Source organism: Kaistella jeonii (assembly GCF_000812865.1).
GTDB lineage: Bacteria > Bacteroidota > Bacteroidia > Flavobacteriales > Weeksellaceae > Kaistella > Kaistella jeonii.
On the sequence record NZ_JSYL01000005.1, the window covers coordinates 138,111 to 155,536 of the forward strand.

Consider the following 17,426-nt stretch of genomic DNA (forward strand, 5'->3'; position numbering starts at 1 on the left):
CAAATTAAACGAAAAATAATAAATAATAATATGGTACAATAAAATTAAATTGTTAACGTTTTCCAAAAAAATCAATATATTAATTTGATTTATTAGATTATTTCATTTTTCTTTGTACTTTGATAAATTCTATATAGACTATGAGCAAAATAAAGTTGTTTTCATTAATAATGCTAAGTTCTACCATTTTACTTATGAGTTGCGGCGGAAGCGGCGGCGGTAAAAAAGGTGGTGGTACAAAACGTTTTACCAGTAAAACCGGTTGGAAACCAAATGATCAAAAGGGTTGGTTTTTCACCGGAAAACAACAGAAACAAAAAGGATGGCCCGGGATGGTCTATGTAGAAGGAGGAACCTTCACCATGGGATTGGTTAAAGATGATGTAATGCACGATTGGAATAATACCCCAAAAAGAATGCAGGTAAGTGCATTTTTTATCGGCGAAACCGAAATTACCAATTACGAGTACAGAGAATATGTGACCTGGTTGAAATTTGTATTTCCACCATCTGACCCAAGTTTTAAAGAAATTTACAAAGGAGCACTCCCCGATACGTTAGTATGGAATAATAAATTGTCTAGAAACGATTTTGCAGAAACCTATTTCCGCAGACCTGAATATGATTATTATCCTGTTGTAGGTGTTTCCTGGTTGCAGGCTTCAAGATATTGTGATTGGTTGACCGATCGCGCAAATGAAAAAGCATTAATGGAGCAAGGAATTATTTCCAAGGATTTCTATACGAATGATGCCAATAATCAAGGAGCAAATTCTTTTAATTTAGATAAATTTAAAGCAAATGATCCTGAAATGGAAGCTTATATCAATACTCAAAGATTGCAGCAGAAATCAGGAATCAAAACTTCTAATCAAAGAATTCTTGCCGCAAATCGTAACGCAACTGCAGGTGTTGTAGAAAAATTCCGACTTCCGACAGAAGTAGAATGGGAATTTGCAGCACTGGGAATGCAAAAAGAAAGAGAATACAATCTTTACACGAGCAAAAAACCTGAGATTGAGCAATTAAAAGGTAAAAAAGGTAAAAACAGAGGAATGTATCTCGAAAACTTTAAACAAGGTAGAGGAGATTATTCTGGTGTTGCAGGATGGAAAAATGATGGTTCCCCAACAACAGCTGATGTGAAACAATATCCTTCGAATAATTTGGGAATTTTTGGAATGTTTGGTAATGTTTCTGAGTGGACTGCCGATGTTTACAGACCAATTATCGATGAAGAAGCGAGTGATTTCAATTATTACAGAGGAAATGTATCTAAAGAGGTTGTAAAAAATGCTGATGGCACTTTCAAAAAAATTGAAGCAGCTAAATATGATACACTTTCCGACGGAAGATTAGTTTACAAAGGTTTACCAGGACAATACGAGAGAGAAACAGTGGCTGATAACAGAAACTTTAGAGATGGAGATTTCCAGTCTTCTCTTGATGCAGGTTATGGTAAAGAAGAAGACAGCACAACAGCAGGTTACAATATGTATAACTCTAAACAGAAACGATTTATCGTTGATGATAGAGGTAGAGTAGTAATGCAAAAAGATAAAGTATCCAGAACCACCAGAATTTCTAATGAGGTGCGTGTAATTAAAGGAGGTTCCTGGTTAGATGGAGCTTACTGGTTAGATCCGGGTCAAAGAAGATTCCGTGAAGAAGGAAAATCTTACGGATGGGTTGGTTTCCGAGTATCTCAAGATGCCAAATCAACTGGAAAAGGTAGAACAAAAAGATAATTTTATTTAAAATATTTTCATAATCCTTCTGTAATTGCAGAAGGATTTTTTATTTTTGGAGAATGAATGCAGCCACTTTTTATCCCATTTTTCTACAAGCCGGAAAAGTAACCATCGATAATAGAAAAATTGAAAGAAATGATATCTTTTTTGCTTTTTCCGGAGAGAATTTTAATGCTGCAACTTTGGCAGAAAAAGCCATCGATCAGGGAGCTTTAGCAGTTATTGTAGAACAGAAATCATTTGAAAACACTGAGCGTAATATTTTTTACGTTTCTTCTACTTTAGAATTTTTGCAGGAATTAGCTGTTTTGCACAGAAGCCATCTCAAAATTCCGATCATTGCTTTAACCGGAAGCAACGGGAAAACTACCACCAAAGAAATTATTCACGCAGTTTTATCACAAAAATATAACGTTCAATACACTTCTGGAAATCTCAATAATCATATTGGCGTTCCTCTAACTTTACTTTCTATAAAACCTGAGCATGAAATTACAGTCGTAGAAATGGGTGCGAATCATCAGAAGGAAATAGAAATGCTTTGTAAAATTGCACAACCGAATTTAGGATACATCACTAATTTCGGAAAAGCACATCTCGAAGGTTTTGGAGGAGTTGAAGGAGTTATCAAAGGGAAATCTGAAATGTATGAGTATTTAATAAAAAATAAACAGACACTTTTAGTGAATGAAAATGATCCTATTCAAGTAGAAAAAACGAAAAATTATGTTGACAAAATTACTTTTGGGAAAGAAAGTTCAGACTTTCAATTTGAAGAATTTTCTGATCAAAATTTTGTTGGATTATCATTTAAAGGAAATCAAGCTCAGTCGCATTTAACCGGCAATTATAATTTTACCAACCTTTGTGCAGCAGCGAGTTTAGGATTTCATTTTAAAGTCGGTTTTGAAGACATCAAGAAAGCCATCGAAAATTATATTCCAACCAATATGCGTTCGCAGATTTTGGAGAAGGACGGAAAGGTTTTTGTGCTCGATACGTACAATGCAAATCCCAGTTCTATGGCAGAATCGTTGAAAAATTTCAGCACATTTAAGGGGACAAAAACTATTATTATCGGTGATATGTTAGAATTGGGTGCCGATTCAGAAACGGAGCATCACGCGATTCTGGAATTAGCTCAAACGCTACATTTTGATGAAATCATTACTGTTGGAAATCATTTTAGAAAGGTCAATCAAATTTCCCGATCTTTTATAAATTCCGCAGAGCTTTCCACTTATTTAAAAGACCATTCAATTTCTTCAAAAAACATTTTATTGAAAGGATCGCGTGGAATCGCCTTAGAGCAAATTTTGGAATTTATTCATTAATTTGTATTCCAGTAATCATTCAGAACGAGTTTAATATTTTGAAAAGTCATGGGTAAAACTTCTTTATTGATCATCTCTTCATTTTTCCAGGTAACTTCCGAGATTCCTTCTTCTTTTTGAGGAATAGGTTTTTCATTTCCGACGTAAGTCATTTTGAACCAATAGGTAGTTTTTAAAATCTTTTCTCCATTTCTTTCGGTGTAAATGTGAAAAGTATTGTTGAGAAATTCTTCAAGAATTAACTCTTTTAAACCCGTTTCTTCTTCAACTTCTCTCAGAGCCGCCTGCTCCAAGGATTCATCTTTTTCTATTTTCCCTTTTGGAAGATCCCATTTGCCCATTCGGCGGATAAACAATAGTTCGTCTTTTTTGTTTTTTACAAGACCACCTGCAGCTTCAATGACTTTGAACATGTGTGTGAAATCTTCCCAAATTTCATCAATATTTTCCCCGTAAACATTCATTTCCGGGCATGACGTGTTTTCCAAAAGATCCACTGCAATTTCTAAAGTTGCAAAACCTTCGAAACGCAAATTCTTTTGAATGTCTTCAGGATACTTACTTAAAGTTAATTTTTTTTCATTCACAAAAACTTTATACATTTGCAACGTTTTAATTAATACAAAAATATAAAAATGAATTTAGAAGGACGCAAGATTATTGTAAATAAATCAGTAAATGAATTGGTGGAATTGTTGAAAAATCCTGAAGATTATAAAACATTAATGCCAGATTCATTGCAAAGTTTTGAAGTTCGTGATAATGGTTTTAAATTTAGCTTGAAAGGAATGCCGGAAATTGCGTTGAAAATAGAAGAAGTTACCGAAAATCAAGTGGTTTTGAAATCTGCGAGTTCAAGCTTAGAGTTTTCTTTGAAAGGAATGTTTAATGCAATTAGTGAAAATCAAACGGAAGTCCAGTTGCTTTTTGAAGGTAATTTCAATCCATTCATTAAAATGATGGTCGAAAAGCCACTTCAAAATTTCATTAATTCGCTCACCGACAATATCGAAAAAATTTAAATACTAATTTATAAAAGTTAAAATCCCCAAAATAAATTATTTTGGGGATTTTTATTATTGGGTGTAGCCGGCGAATGCTTCTTCTAAACTGCCGTATTTGCCCTTGAATTCCTCAATATTCGAATCCTGGATAATGTTTCCCTCATGAATCAAAATTACGCGGGAACAGAGCGCTTCTACTTCCTGCATAATATGGGTGGAAAGAATAATCGTTTTTTCTTTTCCAATCTGTTTAATTACGTTTCTAATTTCTATGATTTGATTGGGATCTAAGCCATTTGTCGGTTCATCTAAAATTAATAAATCAGGGGAATGTAAGATTGCTTGAGCCAGACCAACTCTCTGCTGATAACCTTTTGATAATTGGGAGATTTTCTTAGATTTTTCCGGCGTAATTCCTACCAAATCAATAACTTCATCAATTCTCTCTTTTGAAATTTGATGAAGGTCGGCGACAAAATTTAAATATTCTTTTACATACATTTCACTATACAAAGGATTATTTTCCGGGAGAAAACCCATCTTTTTCTTCACCCCAATTTCATCTTCCCGAACATCTGTTCCATCAAATAAAATCTCACCTTTATCAATTTTTAATGCACCTACAATAGATTTCATTAATGTCGATTTTCCAGCACCGTTTGGACCTAATAAACCTATAATTTCGTTGTTGTTGATTTCAACATTAATATTATTCAAAGCGATTTGTTCGCCGAATTTCTTTGTAAGATTGATGATTTGTAGTGACATGAAATTATTTTGAAGACTGCAAATTTAGGAAATTCAACATGAAGTAGAAATTATTGTGATGAATAATAATAGTCAGTAAAAATTTTTTACAAAGACTGCGAAATCTCAGTCCTTTAACTAAGCTCAATACGATCGTAAATTTGCGTTGATCAGCAAGATTATGCAATTGAACATCTTATTTAAAACAAAAAAAAACTCCACAAATAAATGTGAAGTTTGAGTGAGCGCGACAGGATTCGAACCTGTGACCGTCTGCTTAGAAGGCAGATGCTCTATCCAGCTGAGCTACGCACCCAAAATATTGGGATTTTTGAACTTATCTTTGGGAGATAAAGTCTCTAAAAAAAGAAAACTCTCGAAAGAGTTTTCTATAAAGTCGGGGCGGCAGGATTCGAACCTGCGACCTCCTGGTCCCAAACCAGGCGCGATGACCGGACTACGCTACGCCCCGAATAATTTTTTTGTGGAAGTTGCGGAGAGTAAGGGATTCGAACCCTTGGTACAGTTTCCCATACGCTTGTTTAGCAAACAAGTCCTTTCGGCCACTCAGGCAACTCTCCATTGCAATATTTATAAGAGCTTCTGTTCTGTAATTGCGAGTGCAAATATAGAAAAGTTTTGCATATTAACCAAAATAAATTCCTAAAAAATATTTGTATTTTTGACATTATTTTTAACAAATTTTTTACAATTATGCGTAAGCCATTATATATCATTTCTTTAAGTTTTCTTATTATTTCCTGTGGAACTCAAAAAAATATTCAAAAAGTGGTCACAAAACCAACTTTACCTAAAAATATGCCTGCAAACCCAGCAGTATCTATTGCGAAATCTAAAATTCTTCATGAAGGTGGAGTTGATTTTTACAAAGAGAATATTGCAGATGGTAGCAAAAATGATAATACTATCAGTTATGGTTCTATTGTTTCTGCGAATCCGAACGGTTACAAGGTTGTAAAAACTTATTATCCTTCTATTGGACAAAATTTCAGACAGAAATATATTATTTTGCATTATACTGCTTTGGATGACGATAAGTCTGTCGCAGTTCTTACCCAGCAGTCGGTGAGCGCGCATTATCTTGTTAATAATTTGGGTGACAGAGAAATTTACCAGTTAGTTGATGAGAACAAAAGAGCTTACCACGCAGGAATTAGCGCCTGGAGAACAGATAAGATGCTAAATGATACTTCCATAGGAATAGAAATTGTGAACAGCGGGTACAAAACAGATTCCACTGGTTTGCGGGTTTTCCCGGAATATGACGATGCGCAAGTTCTTAAAATCGCAGCTTTAGTTAAAGATATCGCGAACAGATATATGATTCCGGCGACAAATATTTTGGGACATTCTGATATTGCGCCGACACGAAAACAAGATCCAGGTCCAAAATTTCCCTGGAAAAAATTATACAACGACTATCAACTCGGAATGTGGTACGATGAAGCCACAAAACAGAATTTCTTTTACCAGATAATCCCCGAAACGTTTGTAGCAGAGATGAGCACCGCCCAATCTGTATTCAAATACCAAACTGCTTTAAAGACTTTAGGATATGGTTTAGAACCTTCCGGAATGATCGATGATGCTACCAAAAAAACGATCGAAGCCTTTCAATATCATTTTCGACCAGAAAAATATGATGGTTTGATGGATGCTGAGACTTGGTCAATTTTGCAAGCTTTGAATCAAAAATATCCTAATAAATAAATGTTCTTTATTTTCAATTGAATTATTCAAATTGAATTAAAGAAATTTCAGCGAAAACCGAAAACGGACGACCACAATTCGTCCGTTTTTTACAGGAGCAAATTGAAATCTCATTTTAAAATCCGACAAAAAAATCTTAACTTTTCAACAAATTATTTTTATGGAAAATTTCAGAAATGAAAGTGATCTTTTAGGAACTTTACAGGTTCCTGCAAACGCATATTACGGTGTTCAAACACAGAGAGCGATTGAGAATTTTAAAATTTCCGGTCAGTATCTTTCTTCCTATCCACACTTTATCAGAGGTTTGGCAATGGTGAAAAAAGCAGCTGCTAAAACAAATTACGAATTAGGTTTGTTGGAAGAAAGTCTCTACCAAAAAATTGCACAAAGTTGCGATGAATTGATGGAAGGGAAATTTCACAAAGAATTCCCTATTGATATGATTCAAGGTGGAGCGGGAACTTCTGTGAATATGAATGCCAATGAAGTAATTGCAAATATTGTTTTAGAAAAATTAGGAAAAGAAAAAGGCGATTACCAATTCTGTTCGCCAAACGATCATATCAATCTTTCGCAATCAACAAACGATGCATATCCAACCGCGATTAAAATGGCTTTGTTGCAGATGAACAAAGAATTGGTTGAGAAACTAAAGAAAACAATTGCAGCTTTTCGCCATAAAGGCGTTGAATTCAACGATGTGATCAAAATGGGAAGAACGCAGCTTCAGGACGCCGTTCCAATGACAATGGGTCAGGAATTTGAAGCGTATGCAGCGACTCTGGAAGAAGATATTTCAAAATTGAATAACAATGCTCACCTTTTTGTTGAAATAAATATGGGTGCAACTGCGATCGGAACAGGAATTAACGCTCCGGTTGGTTATGCCAAATTGTGTGCGAAAAACTTGGCTCAAATTTCTGGTTATCCAGTTGTTTCCGCACCAAATCTGGTCGAAGCAACTCCGGACACTGGTTCGTATGTCATCTATTCTTCAGCAATGAAGAGACTTGCGGTGAAACTTTCTAAAATTTGTAATGATTTGAGATTGCTTTCTTCCGGACCAAGAGCAGGTTTTTTTGAGATCAATCTTCCGCCAATGCAACCTGGATCTTCAATTATGCCCGGTAAAGTAAATCCTGTAATTCCGGAAGTGGTGAATCAGGTTTGTTATAAAGTTTTTGGAAACGATTTAACCGTGACTTTCGCCGCCGAAGCCGGGCAATTACAACTCAATGTGATGGAGCCCGTTTTGTCGCATGCTATTATGGAAAGTATGAATTTCCTTGGGAATGCCTTAGATACTTTAAGAGAAAAATGTATTGTTGGAATTACTGCCAACAAAGAAATTTGCCTCAATATGGTTAAACACAGCATCGGAATTGTGACAGCGTTGAATCCTTACATCGGATATAAAAATTCTACAGAAATAGCGAAAGAAGCTTTAGCAACAGGAAACAGTGTATATAATTTAGTTTTAGAGAAAGGAATTCTTTCTCAAGAGAAATTAGATGAAATTTTGGATCCTAAAAATATGTTGAAACCGCATCAGTTTTAATTGATATTAAAATTTTCAATTATAAAATTATTCAAGTTAACCAATGACAGGATCGACAAAAATGACAGGTGCAGCCATATTTCAGACAAAAAAATTCACAGATAAAGCAGGATATTCTTACGAATCGGTAATCGATGACAAAAATGGAGTTCGAATTTACACCCTAAAAAATGGGTTGAAAGTTTATCTTGCCCAAAATTTCGATGCTCCAAAAATTCAGACTTATATTCCCGTAAAAACTGGAAGCAATAATGATCCTTCCGATAATACGGGTTTGGCGCATTATCTGGAGCATATGATGTTCAAAGGAACGTCTAAATTAGCTTCGGCGAACTGGGAGAAGGAAAAACCGCTTTTGGAGGAAATTTCCAACCTTTATGAAGAACATAAAGCGGAACAGGATCCAGAGAACAAGAAAGCGCTTTACAAAAAGATCGACGAAGTTTCTCAGGAAGCCAGCAAATTTGCCATCGCCAACGAATATGATAAAGCCATTTCTTCACTTGGAGCTTCGGGAACAAATGCGCATACTTGGCTTGATGAAACGGTTTATAAAAATAATATTCCGAATAACGAATTAGAAAAATGGTTGAAAGTTGAGAAAGAAAGATTTTCTGAACTCACTTTAAGATTGTTCCATACCGAACTGGAAGCGGTTTACGAAGAATTTAACCGTGCCCAAGATAACGATGCTCGTTTGGTGAATTATGAATTAATGGATGCGCTTTTTCCAACCCATCCAAATGGTCAACAGACTACTTTGGGAAAATCGGAACATCTGAAAAATCCTTCGATGGTCGCGATTCACAAATATTTTGATGAATATTACGTGCCCAATAATTACGCAATGGTTTTGGTCGGAGATTTAGATTTCGAAAAAACGATCGAATTGATCGATCACTATTTCGGAACTTTTGAATACCGCGAACTTCCAAAAAAGATGAAGATTTCTGAAGAACCAATGACCGAAATTGTAGAAAGAACTGTAAAAAGTCCATCTGCACCGAGATTGCAAATGGCTTGGAGAACTGATTCTTACGGCACACACGAAGCCAGACTTGCCGAAATGGTTGCCAATATTTTATCTAATTCAGGCGAATCGGGATTGATCGATTTGTATATTAATCAAAGTCAAAAAGCTTTGCGCGCAATGGCTTACTCGTCGCCTTTCAAGAATTATGGGACTTTTTCAATGGTTATTGTACCGAAAAATGAACAAACTTTAGAAGAAGCAAAACAATTATTGCTCGATCAGATAGAGTTGGTGAAAAAAGGTGATTTCCCAGAATGGCTTATTCAGGCGGTAATTAACGATATGAAGATCCAGAGAATGAAAGCCTTTGAAACCGCAGATGGTTTGGCAACAACACTTTATGGCGTTTTTATCAATGATCAAACCTGGGAAGAAGAGCTGAATGAAATTAATGAATACGAGACGATTACAAAAGCGGATATTGTAAAATTTGCGAATGATTTTTTCAAAGAAAATTATGTTGTTGTTAAAAAAGAAAAAGGGATTAATGAAAAGCTGGTTCGTGTAGAAAACCCCGGAATTACGCCTATTAAAATAAATAAAGAGTCACAGTCTTCTTTTTTAAAGGAAATTTTAAAGGAAAAATCCACTGACATTAAACCTGACTTTATTGATTATTCAAAAGCCATTAAAACCGCTCAAATTGAAGGTAAGAAAGTAAGTTTTGTTGAAAATAAATACAATGATATTGCACAAGCTTATTTTATTTTCCCTTTCGGAAGCGATCATGACAAAGAACTCGGTTTGGCAACTCAGGTTTTGCAATATTTAGGAACCGATAAATTAAATGCAGAAGAACTCAACGAGGAATTTTTTAAACTAGGGATTTCCAACGATTTCCGAACAACTTCAGATCAGCTCATCATTTCAATAAGTGGTTTGGAGGAAAATTTACCGAAAGGAATCGAATTGTTGAAAGACTGGATGCAAAATGCGAAACCCGATGAAGAAGTTTATCGTCAAAACATCAATACTATTTTAGAAAGTAGGGAAGTCGCTAAAAAAGACAAAGGCAGAATTATGGCGGCGCTTTCCAGTTATGCGAAATTCGGCAGGGAATCTCGGTTTACAGATATCATTTCTGAAAAGAGATTGAAAGAAATAAATTCGGAGGAAATGATGCACAAAATTAAAGACTTGCTTCAAATGCCTTATCAAATCTTCTTTTACGGAACTGAATTTGATCGTTTTCATAAATATATAACGCCTTTTATTGAGGAAGAAATGATAGCAATTCCTCCAAAAAAATTATATCAAGAGCCGGCGACTGAAGGAAAAGTTTATTTTACCAATTACGATATGGTTCAAACTGAAATGACCAAAGTCGCAAAAGGAAGAAATGTGAACTTGAAAAACTTTGGAAAAATAAATTTATTTAATGAATATTTTGGGCGTGGATTATCTTCAATTGTCTTCCAGGAAATTCGGGAGAGTAAGAGTTTGGCGTATTCAGCCTACGTTTCTTACGCCACTAACAGTGAACTCGATCATCCGGATTATATCACCACTTATGTGGGAACTCAGGCCAATAAATTATCACAAGCAGTCATTGCGATGGATGAATTAATGGCTGATCTACCGCAAGTTCCGGCTCAGTTTAATAATGCTAGAAATTCGGCTTTAAAACAAATTGCTGCGGCAAGAGTGAACCGAACCAATATTTTTTTCAATCATTTAAATTTAAAGAAATTAGGAATTGATTACGATATCAGAAAAGATATTAATTCCGAAATTGCAGAACTGACCTTAGCAGATTTAACCGATTTTTATAATAGTGAAATGAAACCGTTGAAATATAATACAGCAATCATGGGTAAAAAAGAGAATCTCGATTTTGAAGCTCTAAATAAGATGGGTGATTTCAGAGAATTAAGTCTGGAAGAAATTTTCGGATATTAAAAACAAAATTAATAACGATAATAATAAAAAGATGAAATCTTACTTTCATCTTTTTTTATTTTGTGCCGTTTAAGAAATAAATATGGATTAATTTTGTTTATTAAATAAATAATTCCTTGTTTTCAAAATATCTTATAATAATTTTTGCAATTTCTCTTCCTGTAATTATATTCGGTCAGGAAAATTTACCTTTTACAAATGATCAATATAGTGGAATAAATGCTGCACTAGTTTCGCCAACACAAACTTTTCTTAATCCAAATCCCTGGGATATTAATTTATTTGCAGAAGATATCTTTTTGCAAAATGATTACGTTTATATTTCGCAGCAAAGCTTTTTGGGACTTCGAAATACGCCAACGAGATCACGCAATAAAATAAAAAATATCAATGGAGAAAATACCGCAAATGTCGTAGATTTTTTCAATAAAGATTTCGGTAATTATCATTTCAGTTCCGATATTTTAGGACCTTCTTTCAGTAAAAAAATCCACATTAAAGATAAATACTTCACAGTCGGTTTGTTCTCAAGATTGCGAACACAAACTTCTGCAATTAACGTTGATAATTACTTAAAATTTGGCAATCAGGGGATTGTAGAACCGGAGTTTTATTCTTTAAAACCCCTGCAAATTAATTTCATGAACTGGGGCGAAATTGGTCTTAATGTGGCTACAGAAATATTTCCTTATTCTAATTACCAGTGGATCGTAGGAGCAAATGTTAAATATGAGATCGGTTTTGATGCTTTGCAGATGAACAGTAATTCACCGATCGAGCTGCACAGGACTTCGGAGATCACAAACGGAGTCGATACGAAAACAATCTATGCGTCGAATTATGACATTGAAGTTAACCTCGCAACCAATTATAATTTTGACAAAAAACGGTATGAATACAAGCAAAAAGGGAAAGGATTTGGTTTAGATTTCGGAATTGCAGTTCTTGATCCTATTGAAAATTCTGATGATTATAATTTTAAAGCCAGCTTAAATATTCTAGACCTTGGAAAAGTCAATTATGAAGGTGAAAAACATTTTTTTGCAGGGAACAGCATCAAAGTAGTTAACAATACAAATCTTGATAACACCAAATTTAAAAGCCCTGATCAATATTTTCAGCTTTTAAGCAAAGAAGTTTATGGCAATGAAAATGCCTCTTTTCGTGGCAACGATTTTCAGATGGGATTACCGACGAGCATTCATTTGAACGCTAGTAAAAACATTGGCGAGCATCAGTATGTCAATGCAAACTGGATTCAGCGGATCCCAGTTTTCGAAAATTCTTTAAAGAGAAGCAATATTTTTTCAGCTTCCTATTCTGTTCATAAGCCAGTTTTAGGTTATGGTGCCTCAATGTCTTTGTATGAATATAGAAGTCTTCAATTCGGTGGATATTTGAGATTTGGACCTTTAATTTTAGGCAGTTCTAATGTTTTACCTTTACTTTTTAATCAGAAAAAACTGCATTCCGGTGATTTCTATGTTGCGTTAAAAATCTATCCTTTTTGGGATAATGAAATGAAAAGACACCGACGGGCAAACTGTAATTGTGATTAAAAATCGATTAATTTAACTGGGAAAATTCATGATTTTCAAATAAAGGGTGATTACACTCTTGTTTAGACTCGCTGGATTGTAGATATTTGCAATGTAAAACATAATAAAGTTACATTTTTTCATTAGAATTTAAACTAGAAACCATGAAAACTAAAACTCCGGAGGTAAGTCCGGAGTTTTTTTGTTGGAAATTTTTTCCTTTCCCCTAGACAATTCTGAGATCAATATTATTTTTACTTTAAACTAAAAAAAATCCCGTGAAAATTTTCACGGGAATTACTATTACTAATGTTGGCGGATTATTTCACCACTTTCATCTCATTGATCAACCATTTTGCATCTGCATATTTGTCGATGATGAATAGGATATATTTCGTATCGACCATGATGTTTCGGCTAAAACGGGGATCGAAATTGATGTCGCTCATCGTTCCTTCCCATTGTCTGTCGAAGTTAAGACCAATTAAATTTCCGTAAGCATCCAAAGTTGGACTTCCCGAATTTCCGCCGGTCGTATGATTTGTTGCGGTGAAATTTACAGGAACGTCGCCGCTTTTGTCTTTATAGATTCCATAATCTTTCGTATTATAAAGTTGGATCAGTTTTTTTGGAACATCAAATTCATAATCTCCAGGAACATATTTTTCCATAATTCCCGCAATATGCGTTTGATAACCGTAAGTTACAGCATCTCTTGGACTGGAACCTTTGATCTTTCCATAAGTTACACGAAGTGTAGAATTCGCGTCTGGAAAGAAAGTTCGGTTTTTATCCGTTTCCATTTGCTGTGCCATGTATTTTTTCTGCAGAACATCGATTTGATTTTGATAATCCGTGAACTGAGAATCTGTCCCTTTCATGTAAGTTTCTCTAAAATTCATGAAGAGTTTCATCAACGGATCACTTTTTAAATTTTTAATTAAAGCATTTTGATCTGCGAAAACTTTATTAATATCAGTATAAGTTGTTGCGCCATTGATAGAGCCGCGTCCTGTAATTACTGAGTTTTTTGAGAGCTTTTCGATATCGGCAAGATTTTTTGCTTCATTTTTATATTGATCGAAACCTGCAGGCAAAAATTTAGATTGTGTTCTGTTTGCATAAAGCGCCAGTAATTTTGCGGTTACTTTCGCATCCAATTCACCATCATAATCCTCATAGATCCCTGATAATCTGGATTTAAAACCTTCTAAAGCTTTCGCATCCGTTTTACCGGATTCTGCAGCCTGCATATAGTTGTAGAAGTTATTGGCGAGAGAAAGGGTTTCTGCATTTCGAACCGTCTCAGAATAAAAAGATTTATTCAAAGAGTATGGGGATTGCTCCGTATAAAGTCGGTTCAACTCATCGATCGTCGATTTGATCTGTGGATTTTTCGCAATTAAAGTCTGCTCATACGCTTTCTTTTTTCCGACCGCATCCGATTTTTTCAAACCTTCGACTTCGCCGATCCATTTTTTCCAGTAATTGGCTACAGAGGCGTATTTCGAAGCATATTTAATTCTCGTTGCATTGTCAGAACGCATTTTTTCATCTAAAGTTTTCAGGGCAACTTCACGAACCGCGATCATGGTTGGATCAGTTTCCGTCATTATTTTTTCTACCGCAATTGCCGGTAAATATTCGGTTGTTTTTCCCGGAAATCCGAATACGAAAGTGAAATCATTTTCCTGCTTATCTTTAATGGAAACGGGTAAGAAATATTTCGGTTTGTAAGGCACATTGTCTTTCGAATATTCTGCCGGTTTATTGTCTTTATCCGCGTAAATTCTAAACATAGAGAAATCTCCAGTATGTCTTGGCCAAACCCAGTTATCGGTATCTGAACCAAATTTTCCTATACTTTGCGGCGGTGCTCCAACCAAACGAATATCCTTGTAAGTTTCGATGAGATAAGCGTAATATTTATTACCGTAATACATTGGGCGGATCATTAATTTTTGCCAAGGCTCTAATTTGAAACCAGCTTTTACGAATTCCATATTTTTTTTGATGAGCTCTTCAGAAGCTTTTGCATCTAAATTCTGAGTTCCTGCTAAAACTTGTGCGGTAACTTCTTTAATGTCTGAAATAAAATCAACCGTAACGCCCGGATTTGGCAGTTCACCATTCATATCTTTCGCCCAGAAACCATCGCTTAAATAATCATGTTCAACACTCGAATGTTTTTGAATTTGGCCGTAACCACAATGGTGATTCGTTAGAAGCAAACCCTGCGGAGAGATAATTTCTGCGGTACAACCACCATTAAACTGAACAACAGCGTCTTTAATACTCGGTTTTGAAGAATCGAAGATCTGTTTTGCGGAAATCTTCATTCCTAAATCTTTCATTTCTTTTTCATTGAGTTCCGTGGGAATCCACATTCCGCCGTACTGTTGCGCGAATGCCATCACCGCCGGAAATAATACTGCTGAGAGTAAAATATGCTTTCTTTTCATTTTAAAAATTTGCCCTAAAAATAGGAAAATTTTGGGTAACGAAGAAAGGACTATTTTTTAAGAAATTGAACTCTTTTATATAGCAATGAAATTAAATTTTTGGATTTAAATTTTAAAAAAATCATTCATTAAATTCTGCAACCCGCATCTAATTTTATCCGAATATCAATTTATATCTTAATGAGGTATAATTTTTGAGTAACTTTAACTAAATTAATTCATGGAACTTTCAGTACAAATTACCTGGCTTTTCATTCTTGCAATTCCGATCGCATGTATTGCGTGGACGGTTACGCACGAAGAAATTTTCAAAGAACCCAGATTATATTGCGTAGAAAGGTCGCAGGAATGTAAGAAATTGGTTGAGCGAAAGTTCTTTTACCTTTTCACCTGCGAGTACTGTTTCAGTCATTACATTACAGCGGTATTTTTGATCATTACGAAATATAAACTTCTGTATGATGATTGGCGGGGTTATCTCGTTTCATTGTTTGCGTTGGTTTTTATTGCAAATATTTATATGAGCCTCTTTGCTTTTTTGCGACAAAGTTTAAAAGTGGAAAAAATCGAAGCCAAACTAAAAGATAAGGAGCTGAAAGAAGAAATTAATAAATAATAAAATAAATTTATGGAAAACACGGAAAGACTTCAGAATTATGAATTTGAAAATTACACCATTATCACCAATTTTGAAACCTATAATGATGCGGTCGATTATGCCTCGGAGAAAGGCGGTGAATTGGTTGAAGTTGGGTTTACCAATGGTCATGATAATCCAGAACCTAACGCAAGCGGCCATTTAGTAGAGTTAAAGAAGACCTTTCGGGTAGGTTTGGATCCTGAATATCAGGTTTTATATTCCGATGATGCTAAATTTCAGGAAATGGCGGAAGTTATTCTGGAGAATATGAAAGAAAAAGAAAATGATATCGCACCTGAAGACTGGATTTCTGATCAGAATATCGCACAGGGAGACCGAATTATCATCATCAAAAATGGCGACGTAAATACAGTTACCACGAGAGAAAGAATTAAATATTTGATGCGCGGAAACTTATATGAGCTTGCGGTAAGAATTGAAAATAATGATATAAAAGAGGCGTAGTTCTCTTTTCTAATAAAAAAATTTCGGCGACGGTTCTTCAACTGTCGCCGAAATAATTTTATAGAACAATATATTGTGAAGTTTTAAATCTGATGCTTTATCTCAAATTTAAATTTCTGTCGTCTCATTTCTAATGATCTCCGCTTTTGCTGCCAACTCTTTCGGATCGTCTTGAGTGTCATAAAACAGCCATTCTACCGCTCTTGGAAATTCCTGTGACCAAAAAAATTCCTGGTGTTTTCCTTCGTGATTAATGCTGATTTTAAATTCAAACTGCAAGGAGTGCGAATCTTCCCAACCTTCCATTGTTTTTTCGAAAAGTTGAATTCTTTCCGTCATTTGTGAACCTTCTAATTCACCGCCGTAGAGGTAAACTTTAATATCATAAGGATTTTTAAAGTTCATTTGTGGAAAATTATTTTCCGGATTGATCCAAAGCGACGGTGAGAAAATCATCAGTTTCGAATACACTTCCGGATATAAAAATCCACTGTAAATACTGATCAATGCTCCTAAAGAACTGCCACCAATTCCAGTAAATTCCCGCTCTGGTTTTGTACGGTAAACGGAATCAACATAAGGTTTCAAAGTATCTGCAAGGAAACGAATGTATTTTTTTCCTTCTGCATTTTCAGTGATCGAATTATTATCTAAAACGTATTCTTTGATCCGGTCTTCACTACCATTTTCGATGGCAATGATGATGACGTCGCCTCGTCCATATTCTGCGAGGATCGACATTTTCTGGTCTATTTCCCAGTTTCCAAAAGCCGAACCTTCATTAAAAAGATTCTGAGCATCATGCAGATAAAGAACGGGATAATCTTTCTTGGTTTTATGATAATTGTAGGGTAGAAGTGCCCAGATTTTTCTCGTGCGGTTCAACTGTGGGATAAAAAATTTCTCAGAAATTATTTCAACAATTGGGAAGAATTCTTTTTTGAACGGTCCCCAGTTTACACGCCATCTTTCGACATGATCTTCTTTTTCGCTGTCAGATTTATTCGCTTTTCTGTTCGGCGTGATATTTCCGAAACGGTCGATCTCTACATTTCCCCAACCTCCACGGGTATATTTATATTCAATAGCTTCCGGAAGTTTCTCATCTTCAATATCGATCGTATAAGAATTTGTATCGATAAGTTTAAGTTGAAAAGTTAAATCTTTCGGATCCCATTTGTTAAAATTCCCGGTAATAAATACGGGTCTGTCGTCATCTTCATTAGATATTATCGTGAAATTCATTTCTTGTTCTGCTGTT

General features: G+C 35.1%; 13 protein-coding genes and 3 tRNA genes. 9 read left to right on the forward strand and 7 right to left on the reverse strand.

Going from position 1 to position 17,426, the window contains the following annotated elements; genetic code table 11:
* Positions 1–140: 140 nt before the first annotated feature.
* Positions 141–1,748: a gliding motility lipoprotein GldJ gene (gene gldJ / locus OA86_RS09365; RefSeq protein ID WP_039352102.1), complete on the forward strand. Its 1,608-nt coding sequence runs from the start codon at positions 141–143 to the stop codon at positions 1,746–1,748.
* A 62-nt stretch (positions 1,749–1,810) separates the two neighbouring features.
* A complete protein-coding gene (locus OA86_RS09370) occupies positions 1,811–3,085 on the forward strand; it encodes a UDP-N-acetylmuramoyl-tripeptide--D-alanyl-D-alanine ligase (RefSeq protein WP_039352104.1) in 1,275 nt (424 codons plus the stop codon).
* On the opposite strand, the gene OA86_RS09375 is transcribed toward OA86_RS09370, so the two are convergent.
* Positions 3,082–3,687, reverse strand: a complete 606-nt coding sequence (locus OA86_RS09375) for an NUDIX hydrolase (protein WP_039352106.1) — start codon at positions 3,685–3,687, stop codon at positions 3,082–3,084. The two genes, OA86_RS09370 and OA86_RS09375, sit on opposite strands and share 4 nt — an antisense overlap.
* Before the next feature lie 33 nt (positions 3,688–3,720).
* On the opposite strand from OA86_RS09375, the gene OA86_RS09380 reads away from it, so the two are divergent.
* Positions 3,721–4,107: an SRPBCC domain-containing protein gene (locus tag OA86_RS09380; RefSeq protein WP_039352108.1), complete on the forward strand. Its 387-nt coding sequence runs from the start codon at positions 3,721–3,723 to the stop codon at positions 4,105–4,107.
* 54 nt (positions 4,108–4,161) lie between these two features.
* On the opposite strand, the gene OA86_RS09385 is transcribed toward OA86_RS09380, so the two are convergent.
* The 4 genes from OA86_RS09385 to OA86_RS09400 all read right to left on the reverse strand — a co-directional run bounded on the left by OA86_RS09385 (position 4,162) and on the right by OA86_RS09400 (position 5,417).
* A complete protein-coding gene (locus OA86_RS09385) occupies positions 4,162–4,857 on the reverse strand; it encodes an ATP-binding cassette domain-containing protein (protein WP_039352111.1) in 696 nt (231 codons plus the stop codon).
* 221 nt (positions 4,858–5,078) lie between these two features.
* A tRNA-Arg gene (locus OA86_RS09390) sits at positions 5,079–5,152 on the reverse strand.
* A gap of 81 nt (positions 5,153–5,233) precedes the next feature.
* Positions 5,234–5,308: transfer RNA gene (locus OA86_RS09395), tRNA-Pro, on the reverse strand.
* A 22-nt stretch (positions 5,309–5,330) separates the two neighbouring features.
* Positions 5,331–5,417: transfer RNA gene (locus tag OA86_RS09400), tRNA-Ser, on the reverse strand.
* A 133-nt stretch (positions 5,418–5,550) separates the two neighbouring features.
* On the opposite strand from OA86_RS09400, the gene OA86_RS09405 reads away from it, so the two are divergent.
* From OA86_RS09405 to OA86_RS09420, 4 genes are all read left to right on the forward strand, one after another.
* On the forward strand, positions 5,551–6,567 hold the full coding sequence (locus OA86_RS09405; protein WP_039352115.1) for an N-acetylmuramoyl-L-alanine amidase: 1,017 nt from the start codon (positions 5,551–5,553) through the stop codon (positions 6,565–6,567).
* A gap of 160 nt (positions 6,568–6,727) precedes the next feature.
* Positions 6,728–8,128, forward strand: coding sequence for an aspartate ammonia-lyase (aspA, locus tag OA86_RS09410; protein WP_039352116.1), 1,401 nt, complete (start codon positions 6,728–6,730; stop codon positions 8,126–8,128).
* A gap of 43 nt (positions 8,129–8,171) precedes the next feature.
* On the forward strand, positions 8,172–11,060 hold the full coding sequence (locus OA86_RS09415) for a M16 family metallopeptidase (RefSeq protein WP_082017318.1): 2,889 nt from the start codon (positions 8,172–8,174) through the stop codon (positions 11,058–11,060).
* Positions 11,061–11,176: 116 nt separating this feature from the next.
* On the forward strand, positions 11,177–12,619 hold the full coding sequence (locus tag OA86_RS09420; protein WP_039352119.1) for a hypothetical protein: 1,443 nt from the start codon (positions 11,177–11,179) through the stop codon (positions 12,617–12,619).
* A gap of 299 nt (positions 12,620–12,918) precedes the next feature.
* Here the strand turns inward: OA86_RS09420 and OA86_RS09425 are convergent, their stop codons facing one another.
* A complete protein-coding gene (locus tag OA86_RS09425; RefSeq protein WP_039352122.1) occupies positions 12,919–15,060 on the reverse strand; it encodes a S46 family peptidase in 2,142 nt (713 codons plus the stop codon).
* A 220-nt stretch (positions 15,061–15,280) separates the two neighbouring features.
* Here OA86_RS09425 and OA86_RS09430 point away from each other — a divergent pair, with 220 nt between their 5' ends.
* Positions 15,281–15,676 (forward strand): hypothetical protein, encoded by a 396-nt coding sequence (locus OA86_RS09430; protein ID WP_039352125.1) that lies wholly within the window; start codon positions 15,281–15,283, stop codon positions 15,674–15,676.
* Positions 15,677–15,688: 12 nt separating this feature from the next.
* Positions 15,689–16,165, forward strand: coding sequence for a hypothetical protein (locus OA86_RS09435; RefSeq protein WP_039352127.1), 477 nt, complete (start codon positions 15,689–15,691; stop codon positions 16,163–16,165).
* Positions 16,166–16,273: 108 nt separating this feature from the next.
* Here the strand turns inward: OA86_RS09435 and OA86_RS09440 are convergent, their stop codons facing one another.
* Positions 16,274–17,410: an alpha/beta hydrolase gene (locus tag OA86_RS09440; protein ID WP_039352265.1), complete on the reverse strand. Its 1,137-nt coding sequence runs from the start codon at positions 17,408–17,410 to the stop codon at positions 16,274–16,276.
* Positions 17,411–17,426: the final 16 nt, after the last annotated feature.